This is a genomic window from Methanobrevibacter sp. 87.7 (assembly GCF_002208625.1).
Lineage (GTDB): Archaea > Methanobacteriota > Methanobacteria > Methanobacteriales > Methanobacteriaceae > Methanarmilla.
This window is the reverse complement of the sequence record NZ_MRCT01000052.1, coordinates 1-11,757: the sequence shown is the minus strand read 5'-3', so window position 1 is coordinate 11,757 and position 11,757 is coordinate 1. Positions and strand designations below refer to the sequence as shown.

The 11,757-nt window shown below is 25.0% G+C and carries 11 protein-coding genes; 9 read left to right on the top strand and 2 right to left on the bottom strand.

The window, feature by feature from the left end:
• Positions 1-128: 128 nt before the first annotated feature.
• The 5 genes from purC to BGI41_RS03795 all read left to right on the top strand — a co-directional run bounded on the left by purC (position 129) and on the right by BGI41_RS03795 (position 3,322).
• Positions 129-869 carry a phosphoribosylaminoimidazolesuccinocarboxamide synthase gene (gene purC / locus BGI41_RS03815; RefSeq protein ID WP_088538911.1) on the top strand — a complete coding sequence of 247 codons (741 nt, stop codon included), beginning with the start codon at positions 129-131 and terminating at the stop codon, positions 867-869.
• Between the two features lie 164 nt (positions 870-1,033).
• Positions 1,034-1,303, top strand: a complete 270-nt coding sequence (gene purS, locus BGI41_RS03810; protein WP_088538910.1) for a phosphoribosylformylglycinamidine synthase subunit PurS — start codon at positions 1,034-1,036, stop codon at positions 1,301-1,303.
• A 45-nt stretch (positions 1,304-1,348) separates the two neighbouring features.
• Positions 1,349-2,002 carry a phosphoribosylformylglycinamidine synthase subunit PurQ gene (gene purQ, locus BGI41_RS03805; RefSeq protein WP_088538909.1) on the top strand — a complete coding sequence of 218 codons (654 nt, stop codon included), beginning with the start codon at positions 1,349-1,351 and terminating at the stop codon, positions 2,000-2,002.
• Positions 2,003-2,159: 157 nt separating this feature from the next.
• On the top strand, positions 2,160-2,903 hold the full coding sequence (cobA, locus tag BGI41_RS03800) for a uroporphyrinogen-III C-methyltransferase (protein ID WP_088538908.1): 744 nt from the start codon (positions 2,160-2,162) through the stop codon (positions 2,901-2,903).
• A 59-nt stretch (positions 2,904-2,962) separates the two neighbouring features.
• Positions 2,963-3,322, top strand: coding sequence for a DUF2304 domain-containing protein (locus BGI41_RS03795; protein WP_255377149.1), 360 nt, complete (start codon positions 2,963-2,965; stop codon positions 3,320-3,322).
• Between the two features lie 194 nt (positions 3,323-3,516).
• On the opposite strand, the gene BGI41_RS03790 is transcribed toward BGI41_RS03795, so the two are convergent.
• Positions 3,517-4,989, bottom strand: a complete 1,473-nt coding sequence (locus BGI41_RS03790) for a B12-binding domain-containing radical SAM protein (RefSeq protein WP_088538906.1) — start codon at positions 4,987-4,989, stop codon at positions 3,517-3,519.
• A 139-nt stretch (positions 4,990-5,128) separates the two neighbouring features.
• Between BGI41_RS03790 and BGI41_RS03785 the strand changes: the two genes are divergently transcribed.
• The 4 genes from BGI41_RS03785 to BGI41_RS03770 all read left to right on the top strand — a co-directional run bounded on the left by BGI41_RS03785 (position 5,129) and on the right by BGI41_RS03770 (position 10,400).
• The gene (locus BGI41_RS03785; RefSeq protein WP_088538905.1) at positions 5,129-6,337 is read left to right on the top strand and encodes an aldo/keto reductase; all 1,209 of its coding nucleotides are present in this window, start codon (positions 5,129-5,131) and stop codon (positions 6,335-6,337) included.
• A gap of 319 nt (positions 6,338-6,656) precedes the next feature.
• On the top strand, positions 6,657-7,211 hold the full coding sequence (locus tag BGI41_RS03780; protein ID WP_088538904.1) for a LemA family protein: 555 nt from the start codon (positions 6,657-6,659) through the stop codon (positions 7,209-7,211).
• Between the two features lie 14 nt (positions 7,212-7,225).
• The gene (locus tag BGI41_RS03775; protein WP_088538903.1) at positions 7,226-9,028 is read left to right on the top strand and encodes a DUF2207 domain-containing protein; all 1,803 of its coding nucleotides are present in this window, start codon (positions 7,226-7,228) and stop codon (positions 9,026-9,028) included.
• Between the two features lie 265 nt (positions 9,029-9,293).
• Positions 9,294-10,400, top strand: a complete 1,107-nt coding sequence (locus tag BGI41_RS03770) for a M48 family metallopeptidase (protein WP_088538902.1) — start codon at positions 9,294-9,296, stop codon at positions 10,398-10,400.
• A 281-nt stretch (positions 10,401-10,681) separates the two neighbouring features.
• Here the strand turns inward: BGI41_RS03770 and BGI41_RS03765 are convergent, their stop codons facing one another.
• Positions 10,682-11,494: a winged helix-turn-helix transcriptional regulator gene (locus BGI41_RS03765; protein WP_088538901.1), complete on the bottom strand. Its 813-nt coding sequence runs from the start codon at positions 11,492-11,494 to the stop codon at positions 10,682-10,684.
• Between the last annotated feature and the right edge of the window lie 263 nt (positions 11,495-11,757).

The window sequence follows — 11,757 nt, the reverse complement described above, 5'->3', positions numbered from 1 at the left end:
CAAAAGAATAAATTCTTAAAAACATAATATATAATCATTATTAAAAATAAATTAAAATACAATATAAATTATTTATATTAAAAACTTAGTGATTATACTAATATTATATTAAATATTAGAGGATTAAAATGACTGAAAAAACTAATTTAATGTATACTGGAAAAGCTAAAAGTGTTTACGAAACTGATAATGATGACTATGTAATAGTTGAATTTAGAGATGACATGACTGCTGGTGATGGTGCAAGAAAAGAAACCATGGATAAAAAAGGATATTACAATTCAATTATTACTGCTAAAATATTTGAAGTCTTAGAATCACAAGGTATTAATACTCAACTTATAAAACTTCAAAAACCTGGAACATTAATAGTTAAAAAACTTGATATGATTCCTCTTGAAGTAATTGTACGTAACATAGCAACAGGAAGTTTAGTAAGAACATTTCCAATTGAAGATGGAACTAAACTTAACCCACCAATTATACAAACTGATTTTAAAAGTGATGAATTCCATGACCCTGCAATAAATGATTCTATTTCTAAAGCAATTGGTCTTGCAACACAAGAAGAACTTGACTTTATTAAAGAAACTGCACTTAAAATAAATGATATTATGAAAAAAATGTTTTTAGATGCAGGTATTATCTTAGTCGATTTCAAAATTGAATTTGGTAAAGATAAAGAAGGAAACATACTTCTTGGTGATGAAATTAGTCCAGATAGTTGTAGACTATGGGATAGTGAAACTAGGGACATGTTAGATAAAGAATTATTTAGAAAAGGCCAAGATGATAAAGTAATGAGTGCTTATGAAGAAGTTTTCAACAGATTAATCACAGATGAAGACAAAGCAAAATGGAATTTATAGATTAATCATAATTCTTTAATTAAATTTTAAATCTAAATAAGGTTTTTATAATTTAAAAAGATTTTATATAAATAAGTTAAATAAGCTTAAAAACCTTAAAAAAGATTTTATATAAAAAAATAAATAATTAAAAAAGTTTTAAAAATAATAATGAGTGATTAAAAATGATATTTGATATAGAAGTTAAAATTTCATTAAAAGATGGAATGTTAAATCCTGAAGCAAAAACTATTGAAAACTCACTTAGTTTACTTGGATACAATGTAAACAATACAAAAACACTTAATATAATCACTTTTGATATGGAAGGTGAAGATAGAGAAACCATAAGATCAGAAGTAGATGATATGTGTCAAAAATTACTTTGTAATCCTGTAATCCATAACTACAAAATTACAATAATTCCACGTAACAGTGCATGTGGTGACTGTTAAACATAAGACTTTAAAAAAGTCTTAAAAAAATATTTGAGGGATACTATGAAAATAGGAGTTATAAGATTCCCAGGATCTAATTGTGATAGAGATGTATACCATGCATTAAAACTTGCTGGAGCAGAACCATCATATATCTGGTGGAAAGATGAAGATTTAACAGATTATGATGGAGTAGTAATTCCTGGAGGATTTTCATATGGAGATTATTTACGTGCAGGAGCAATAGCTTCAATTACTCCTGTTATTGATGGAGTAAAAGCTCTTGTTAAAGAAGAAAAACCAGTACTTGGAATTTGTAATGGAGCACAAATTTTAGGAGAAATAGGTCTTGTTCCAGGAATATTCATTACAAATGAATATCCTAAATTCAACTGTGAAAGTACAAATCTAAAAGTTACAACAAATAGAAGTCCATTTACTTCATATTATAAAAAAGGAGAAATTGTAAAAATTCCAATTGCACATGCAGAAGGAAGATTTTACACTGAAGATATTGATTTATTACATGATCAAGATCAAATATTATTCCAATTTGCAGATGAAAACCCTAATGGTTCTATGGAAAAAATAACAGGTATCTGTGATGAATCAGGACTTGTTTGTGCAATGATGCCACATCCAGAAAGAGCATGTGAAGAAATATTAGGATCTACAGATGGACTTAAAGTCTTTAAAGGAATGATAAATAAATCATAAACCTAAAAAACATCAATTAATATTATTCAAAACTTTAAAAGAATAATAAATAAATCATAAACCTAAAAAACATCAATTAATATTATTCAAAAAAAATCTTAAGAAATTAAAAATTAAAATAATATAAATTATATTATTAAAATTTAAAAGTGATAAAATGGTAGTATATTTAGTAGGTGCAGGACCTGGAGATATAGATTTAATAACAGTAAAAGCTGTTAAAATACTTAAAAAAGCAGATGTAGTATTATATGATTATCTTTCTAATAATGAAATATTAGATTATGCACCAGAAGATGCAAAAAGAATTTATGTTGGTAAAAAAGCAGGTTCACACTACAAAAAACAAAATGAAATTAATGAACTTATTATTAAAGAAGCTCAAGATAAAACAAATAGTAAAAATGGAGAAGAACCTATTGTAGTACGTCTTAAAGGTGGAGATCCATTTGTATTTGGACGTGGAGGAGAAGAAATAATAGAACTTGCAAAAGCAGGAATAGATTTTGAAGTTATTCCTGGAGTTACCTCTGCTATTGGAGCACCAACATCAATAGGTTTACCTATAACTCATAGAGCTGTTTCAACATCATTTACAGTTGTTACAGGTCATGAAGACCCAACAAAACCAAACAAACAAGTTAAATGGGATTACACAGCTGATACACTTATAATTCTCATGGGAATTGGAAATATTAAAGAAAATACTACTGAAATTATGAAATATCGTGATCCTAAAACACCAGTATGTGTAATAGAAAGTGGTACACTACCAAATGAAAGAGTAATATTTGGAACTTTAGATAATATTGCTGAAAAAGAAATTAATACTCCTGCAATATTAATAATTGGAAATGTAATTGATGTATTTAAAGATATGAATCATTTAAATAAAGAATAAGCTTTTCTAAACATAGATAAATAAATTTTTTCTAAAAAAAATAAAAAAAGAGGGATAATATTTTTGGATTACATCTACCATTTCATTTATATCAATTAGGAACAATAATACTTGGAATAATTGCAATATATGAAATGCATAAAAAATACGAAAAACATAATATCCATTTAGGTGCTGTATTTTTATGGGATTTATTTTGGATAATCGCAATAATTATCACATTTTTAGGGGATTTTACTACATTAATGAGTAATTATATAGGTTTTAAACGTGGACTTGACCTAGCAATTACTGGTGCTATTGCACTTATATTATATTTTACTTATACAACTTTAGGAAGAGTAAAAGATACTGAAAATAATATTAAAAAATTAGATAAAATCATTGATGATTTAAATAATGATAAATCTAAAAATTAAGAATAATTTGTAAAATTATTCAATTCTTCTTTTTTTATTAATAAAGATTTAAAATTAAATTTAAAAAAAAACTGCTTTTTTAATTAAATTAAAAATAAAAAAAATTAAAATAAAAATCAGATAAAAATAATAAAAAAATAAAATAAGTTTTTAAATTAAATTAAAAAAACTAAAAGATAATATTAAAATATTTATTAATCAGAATGTCCATGAACTGCTTTTTTTATTCTAAAATTAATATATTGGACTCCACCACGAACAACACGTTTAAATTCAACCCAATCAAGATTTGCAAGAAATGTTTTAACAATATAAGTAAATGAAAAATAATATTTACTCATTAAATTATCTCTTATTTTTTCAATCTCTTCATGACTTGCATATGGATAATCTACAAGGCAATTAAGATAACCATCATCATTTAACCATTTAGAATAATCTTCTGTAACAAGATAACCATTATCTTTAGCCCATGAATAGAATTCAGTACCTGGGAATGGTACAGCTTGTTGGAAGAAACACATATCAGGATAAACTTCTTTTGCAAACTCATAAGTTTCTTTAATAGTTTCAAGATTATCTCCAGTTAAACCTATCATAAAACATCCAAATACTTTAAGACCTAAATCACGTGCATTTTTTGCAAAATTACGTGATTGTTCTAAAGTAGTTCCTTTTTTAATTTTATCTAAAACTTCTTGATTACCAGATTCATAACCACATACAAGAAGTCTGCAACCTGCATCTTTCATTGCTTTCATAGTTTCATAATCAAGATCTACACGAGTATTACAACTCCAAATAGGTTTAAGTCCTCTTTTATTAATTTCATCACATACTTCAAGAACACGTTTCTTATTTACTGTAAATGTATCATCTTCAATAAATATCTCTTTAATTTCAGGCATATCAGTTAAAATATACTCAATTTCATCAACAAGATCTTTAACTGAACGAAGACGATATAATCTTCCACCCATAGTTGATGGGTAAGAACAGAAATTACATTTATTAGGACAACCTCTACTTGATACAATTTGTATCATAGGTTTTTGAGCAAAGGCATATGCATAATCATTAGGATCTAAAAATTCCTGATAAACTTTAGACACCCATGGAAGTTTATCTAAATCTACAAGTGGTCTATCAATATTATGGATGATTTTACCATTTTCATCTCTATAGGAAATTCCTTCAATATTTTTTAAATCATCAATTGTAGGTTTATTACCATTTCCAGACTCTACAATTTCAGGAACTGTAAAATCATATTCTTGACGTACAATAATATCAATTCCATAACATTTATTTAATACTTCTTCTGGTAAAATTGTTGGATGAGTTCCACCACATATTATAGTAATGTCTGGAAATTTATCTTTAATTGAATTAATTGTATTATAATCATAAGAACATGTAGGTGTAGTAGTTTCGCACATAATGAAATCTGGATTATATTCAGAAATTGCATTTAATGTATCATTTAAATCAAATTTTCGAGTAATACAATCAATTAGTTCAACATCAATTCCTTTATTTTCACAAACACCAACACAGTAACTAAGCCAATATGGATAATATAAAGTACCTGATTTTGTTTTCTCAGGCCATCTACTAGCTCTACTAATATTGAATTTGTATGGTAAATTTAAAAATAAAACTTTCATAAACTACACCGAATATAATTTAAATAAAATTTAATTATTTATCAATAAAAACTTATTGTTTTTCAAACATATAAAGTTATTATATTTAAAAAATCAATTAATTATAAATATTAAAAATTAAAATTTAAGTTGATAAATAATGGAAAAAAGATTAATAGAAAAAAATGGAGATTATATTTCTCCCCTTGGATTTGGAGCAATGAGGCTTCCAATAGATAAAGAATATGAAAAATCAATTGAATTATTAAGAGAAGGTATTGATAAAGGAATAAACTATATTGACACAGCATTTTTCTATGGATTTGGAAAAAATGAAAAATTCATTGGAGAAGCATTGAAAAATGGTTATAGAAATAAAGTTAAAATAGCTACTAAAATTCCTGCATTTAGTATTAAAAAAAGAGAAGAAATGGATGAATATCTTAATAAAGAATTAGAATTATTAAACACAGATTATATTGATTATTATTATCTTCATAGTATAGATTTAAAAGTTTTAAAAAGATTAAAGAAAAAAGGAATATTTAAATTTTTAGATAAAGCAAAAAAAGATGGAAAAATAAAAAATGCATGTTTTTCATATCATGGAAAAGCAGATGAACTTAGAGAAATCATTGATACATATGATTGGGATGGAATCTTAATACAATTTAATTATTTTGATGAGAATATACAAGTAAAATATGAAGATATACAATATGCACATTCCAAAGGTTTAGGAATATTTATAATGGAACCCTTAAAAGGAGGATTACTTTCAAAACTACCTAAAGAAGCTGAAGAAATATTTAAAAAAGAAAATTCAGATCTCTCACCAGCAGATTGGGCATTCTCATGGTTATATAACATTCCAGAAATCACTTGTGTATTATCCGGTATGAAAAATAAAGAAGAAATTGAAGAAAATATAAAAATTGCAGAAACAGTTAAACCAAATTCACTAAGTAATAAAGAACTAGAAACCATTAAAAAAGTTAAAAATATTATGCAAGAAAAACTTCCAATAAACTGTTCAAGCTGTGGTTACTGTATGCCATGTAAATATGGTGTAGATATTCCAAAAGCTTTCCAAATGGTAAATGAAGAACATCTTTTTAATGAAAAACATATAGAAAACCAAATAAAATATATTTTAACCTTAGGTGGTGTGTATAATGAACCATCAAATGCAGGATTATGTACTCAATGTAATAAATGTATTCCACTATGTACACAAGGACTTAATATTCCTAAAGAATTAGAGAAAGTTAAAAAGGAATATGAAAAACCAGGATACAATCAATTATTATGGTTAATTAAACATATTGCTTATCCAATATTTAATAAATACATAGAATACAAACGATAAAATACATAATACTTAACAAACACCTAAAAATACATAAAAAAAATCATCCAAAACACAATACTTAACAAACACCTAAAATATTAATAAAATAAAAAATTTACAAAAAAATATATATTTTTTATAAATCAAAAATAGTATAAAATTTGAATTTATAAACAAAATCTTAATTAAATCTTAAATTTTTTAAAAAAGATTAAAATAGCTAAAAAAGTAATAGCTAAATCTTAAACTTAAAAAAAGATTAAATTAAATAGTTAAATCCTAAAATATTGAATTTATAAATCTAAAATTTTACTAGTAAATTTAAAGAGGAGAAAAAATGGATTGGATATTAATTATTGTTTTAATAATTATTATAATAGTAATTATTGGAATAATCGGAATTTACAATGGCCTTGTAAAATCAAGAAATAAAGTAGAAAACAGTTGGTCTCAAATTGAAGTCCAATTAAATAGACGTGCAGATTTAATTCCAAATCTTGTGGAAACTGTAAAAGGTTATGCAAGTCATGAAAAAGGAGTATTTGAAAAAGTTACACAAGCAAGAGCAGGATTAATGAATGCGCAAGGTGCAGAAGAAAACGCTAAAGCAAATAACATATTAACAGATTCATTAAAATCATTATTTGCTGTTGCAGAAAACTATCCTGAATTAAAAGCAAATGAAAACTTCATAAACTTACAAGATCAACTTAATGAAACAGAAAATAAAATTGCATATGCAAGACAATTCTACAACGATACTGTAATGATGTACAATAATAAATGTCAAACATTCCCAAGTAATATATTTGCAAATGCATTTAACTTCCAAAAAGCAGAATTCTTCAAAGGAGCAGAAGGATCAAACGAAGTTCCAAAAGTAGAATTTTAAATAAAGGGATTTAAATGGATAAAAAGTTTATAGGAATATTTGTTGTATTGATAATACTTTTTGCTTCAATAGGATTAATCAGTGCTGAAGAAGATAACAATGCCTATCAAATGACAATGGGTATTGTTAATCTTACAATAGGTGAAAATGGTCTCCTACATGTTAGCGAAACATATACTTATCAATTTGATGGAACATTTCATGGAGTATACCGTGATATTCCTATAAGAGATGGTCAATCAATAGATAATGTTAAAATTAACACAACAAATGCATATTCTGATTATGAAATATTAGATAAAGATAGTAACACTAAAAGAATTAAAATATATTTATACAATGATAAAGCTAAAACAGAGCCTATTCAAAATAAAGATGTTAATGTTACTGTTGAATATGACTTTATAAATGCTATAAAAATTTATAAAGATACTGGAGAATTACAATACAAAGTTTGGGGAACAGAATGGACTAAACCAATACATAATTTTACAGCAAATATAAATTATCCATCTAAAAATGGTGTTAAATATTGGATTAATCCATATAAATATTCAAAAATTCCAGGAAAATGGAATGGTTCAACACTTACAATACATTCAAACTACTTAGACACAAATAATTACTTAGAATTAAGAACAACAATTCCATTAAATGAATTTTCAAATGATACCCCATATGCAATCCATATTAACAAAGATGGACTTAAAAACATTGAAAAAATTCAAAGTGATTATGAAAATAAAAATGAAATAACTGATAAAGCATTTTCAATTATTAGTATAATTGAAATTATCTTAATCTTCGTTCCATTTGGAATATACTATATTTATGGTAGAGAACCTAAAATATCTTATGATGGTATTTATGAAAGAGAACCACCAACTAAAGACTCACCTGCATTTGTAAATGGAGTATTTGTAAGTGGTATTAAAAAAGATATAGGTAAATTAAATGATAATGCATTTAAAGCTACAATAATGAGCCTTATTAATAAAGGATATTTAAGTATAGAAACTAAAGAAAAAAACTTCGTAAAATCATTAAATATTAAAATAACAAATAAAGATCAATCAAATCTTAAAGATTATGAAAAACAAGCAATAAATGTTATTCGTGCATTTGAAAAAGATGGTATTGTTGATTTTAGTAATATGGGAAATGAAAGATATTGTAACCTATATAATTCAAGATACACAACTTGGAAAAATGATTTTACAAGTAAATACCTTTCAAAATCTATATTAAAACAATATTTCAATGATAATGGTGCATTATTTATGAGAATAAGTGGTGTTATTAACCTCATTATTGGTATACTATTTACATTTATTAGTTTTACTTCTGATGGATTATCTAATGGACCATTACTTATGAAAATATCAATTATATTAATTGTAGCATCTATTGTAACCTTACTTCTACCACAAACTATTGGTGGACAATGGACACCAAAAGGAAGAGAAGAATATGAAAAATGGGAAAACTTTAAAAAATATTTAACAGACTTCTCTCTTATTAAAGAATATCCTCCAGAATATATTGCAATATGGAATGAATATCTTGTATATGCAACAGCACTTGGAGTTGCTAAAGAAGTTCAAAAAGCTATGAAAAACATAGAAAATCTTAATGAAGATGATATGACTATGTATAACAATGATTTATTCCTATTTACATATTATGGTGGATTAAACATGTTTGATGATGCATTAATAGCTGGGCAATATAATCAAGATATGAGTAATCTTGGTAACCTCGGAGACTTTGGAGACATTGGTGGTGGTTTCGGAGGTGGAGGTGGAGGAGCTTTCTAAGCTCTAAAACCTTCTCAATAATATTTAATTAGTGAAAATAATTTCACTAGCTACTTTTTTTATATATAAATTATAGTTTCATAAATTACTAATTCTTAAAATAAAATAAGCAAATATTAAAATTACTTCTTAAAACAACTATTCCCTACAATAAAACAACCAACTTAAAAAATAAAAATATAAAAATACTTATTATATATTATAATTAATTAATAAATAAAATTAAAATTCTAATTATAATATAAATTATTAAGTGGGTGAATATATGAAAAAAGATGATAGAAGTGCAATAAATCCATTTACAGGAAAAGCAGCATTTGATATAATTAATGATGATAAATTTTTAGAAGAATGTTATATTGAATATAATCAGATTATAAATCAAAGTAAAATAATTGATAATACTCCTTATGGCCAAGTTCTAAGAAGAGTAGCTAATAATCTAATTAATGCTGTAACAAATTATTTAGCAAAAATAGGAAGACTTGATTATATTAAAGATTACTATGATTGGGAATTTCATTTAATATCAAGTGATACAGTAAATGCATTCTGTATGCCTGGTGGAAAAATAGTAATGTACTCAGGAATGTTTCAAATTGCAAGTACAGAAGAAGAAATAGCTTTTATCATAGGACATGAAATGTCACATGCACTACTTGATCATACTAGAACACAAATGAGTAAAGAAAAAAGAAAAAATACTATTACAGCAGCAGCTAGACTTGGTGGACTTGGATTAAGACTTTTAGGCCAAGATGAATTAGGTTATAGTATGATGGAACTATCAAATGTAGCAGATATTGGATACAACTCCCTTGTATTAAAACCATTTGGAAGAGAACAAGAATTGGAAGCAGACAGATTAGGAATGGCAATAATTTACTGGGCAGGATATAATATTCACAATATACCTGAATTTTGGGAAAGAATGAGTAAAAATAATCCAAATACAATTGATTTTCTATCTACACACCCATCAGATGATAAAAGAATAGCTACAATGAAAGAATTAATCATTGAAACAGAAAATAAAACTGATTTTTATAGTAAACCAATTATTGGAAAAACTAATATAAAAATAGATCCTAAAAAGATAGAAATAAATAAAGAAGCACATATTATAAAAAGAAATAAATGTGAAAAATGTGGAAATATTTGTAAAGAAAATGATAAATTCTGTATAAACTGTGGAAATAAATTAAAAACAGAATATTTATGTTCAAACTGTTATTCAGAAGTAGAAGTAGGAGATAAATTCTGTATAAATTGTGGTAAACATTTTAAAGATAATAATAGATTATGCCCTAAATGTGGAAAACCTGTAGAAGATAAAGATAAATTCTGCATAAACTGTGGAAATAAATTATAAAAAATGTTTTAAAATATAAATAAAAAATTAACTTTTAATAAAATAAGATAAATAGTTAAAAAACACTTAAAAATTAAAAACTAGAATAATATTAATAAAAAACACAAAAAACTAAAAACAAGACAAAAAAAACAAAATTAAAAACAAAATAAATAAAAAAAAGTTAAAAAAGTAAAGATGAAAAATAATATACCACTAAATAAAATCCAAAAAAATGAGAAAAAACTCATTAAAAAAATTTCTAAATAAAAAACAAGATAAGAAGAAACTCATCAAATAAATTATTTAGATCCATCAATTACATTATATTTAACTTCTTCTGATTCAAGTTCACGTATAAAACTTTTAGTCATATTACCAACAGATAAAGCCATGACATTTAATCCTTTTCTAGCTGCAGAAGCTGTTGAACTAGCTACTGAAAATTCTAAATCAACAGGAATATCTAATTTATTTGCTACAGCATGAGCTACAGTACCTACTACTGCAACTTTATCTATTTGACTATTATCTCCCCATTCTTGGAAACCATTATCATAAATATTTTTAATTAAATTTAAATCTGTTGCAGAAGATCCTCCTTCTTTAATTGTAGGTAAAGTAATAATAATAGCTTGACCATTTTTAAGATCAATTAAACCATTAAGTTCACCTAAAGCTACATCTTCACCTTTTTTTGCTGAAGAAAGTGCAATTGCAGATGCAGATTGATTACTATGAGAAGCATAAAGCATACCTTTCTCCATAAATAAACCAACATTATCTCCTTTTTCAATATCTTCACTAGCAATTGCTGGCCATACAGACTGATAATGATTCATAATTTCTAAAACACTATCAGAATATTTACGTAATGTAATTGCATCTCTTTTAACTTTTTTAATACCCTCTTGAGTAATTTTGTATGGAGAACGTCCATCTTTAGAAGTTATGTAACCTTCTTCAATTAAAGATTTAATATTTTCAGATACAGCTTGAACTGTAATTCCTAAACGTTCTGCTAAATCTTTCTGCTTAAGATGAGGCTCTTGTTTTGAAATTTCACTTAAAATTTGAAATTTAGTCATAGCTCCTCTTTTTTTAAATATTTCCATATGCTATCCTCTCATATACCATAATTAAAATCTAAACTATGAACTTAAAAAAATAAAACATAAATTATAAAAATTTATTAAAATTAAAATTAAATTTAAATAAATAAAATTATATTCAGTAAAATTTGTATAATTTAGAACTTTTTTAAAATCCACTTGATAATATTTTATACTTAAATATTATATATATGTTTTCTATATTTTAAACAAAAAGTTAATAAGTATAAAAAATATAATTAAAGATAATTTTAAAATAATTAAAG